The organism is Paraburkholderia sp. RL17-373-BIF-A (genome assembly GCF_046030175.1).
Lineage (GTDB): Bacteria > Pseudomonadota > Gammaproteobacteria > Burkholderiales > Burkholderiaceae > Paraburkholderia.
This window is the reverse complement of record NZ_JARESO010000284.1, coordinates 1-1088: the sequence shown is the minus strand read 5'-3', so window position 1 is coordinate 1088 and position 1088 is coordinate 1. Positions and strand designations below refer to the sequence as shown.

Sequence of the window (1088 nt, the reverse complement as noted above, 5' to 3'; positions counted from 1 at the left end):
GTTCGCCCAGTGCCGTCATCCCGTGCTCTTCGAGTTTCGTGATCAGCGTGCCGATCGACTGGCCGCTGATCTGATAGTCGCGCAAGCGGGTTCCCACCGACATGCGTTCGAAGAACACCCGCGTCGCCGTGATCGCCGCACTGATACGTTCGTCCTCGCTGCCCTCGGTGATGTTCCAGACTCGTTCGGCGTACTGCAGCAACTTCCCGCGTTTCGACTCGCGGCGCACGCTCAGCATGGCCGGCAGCACGATGGCGAGCGTCTGTGCGTGATCGAGTCCGTGCAGCGCCGTGATCTCGTGGCCGAGCATGTGGGTCGCCCAGTCCTGCGGCACACCGGCGCCGATCAGACCGTTCAAAGCCAGCGTTGCCGTCCACATCAGGTTGGCTCGCACCGCGTAGTTGTGCGGCTCGGCAAGCGCTTGCGGGCCGACTTCAGTCAGCGTGATCAGCAGGCCTTCGGCGAAACGGTCCTGTACCCTGGCGTCCACCGGGTAGGTCAGGTACTGCTCGACGATATGAACGAACGCATCGACGACACCGTTGGCAATCTGTCGCGGCGGCAACGAGTAGGTCGTGGTTGGATCGAGCACCGAGAAGACCGGATAGGTCGCCTCGCTACGGAACGGCAGCTTGTCGCCCTTCGCGCGGTGGCTGATGACGCCGCCATTGTTCATCTCCGAACCGGTGGCGGGCAGCGTCAACACGCTGCCGAACGGCACCGCGTCGCGTATCTCGGCCTGCTTCGCGAGAATGTCCCACGGTTCGCCGTCGAACTTCACCGCGGCAGCGATGAACTTGGTGCCGTCGATCACCGAACCGCCGCCCACCGCCAGCAGAAAATCGAAGTTCCCCTCACGGGCGAGCGCGACCGCTTCCATCAGCGTTTCGTAAGTGGGATTCGGCTCGATGCCGCCGAACAGGTGCCACGCGCGCTCACCGAGCGCCGCCTGCACTTGCGCGAGCACACCGTTGTTCTTGATGCTGCCGCCGCCGCAGGTAATCAGCACTCGCGCGTTGGGCGGGACGTGCGCATCGAGTGCGGCGATCTGGCCTTCGCCGAAAATGATTCGTGTGGGGTTATGAAAC

The 1088-nt window shown here is 64.0% G+C and carries 1 protein-coding gene; it reads right to left on the bottom strand.

Annotated elements, in window-relative coordinates; translation table 11 throughout:
* A partial coding sequence (locus P0D80_RS50375; protein WP_408296286.1) for an iron-containing alcohol dehydrogenase occupies positions 1-1088 on the bottom strand: 1088 nt, incomplete at both ends.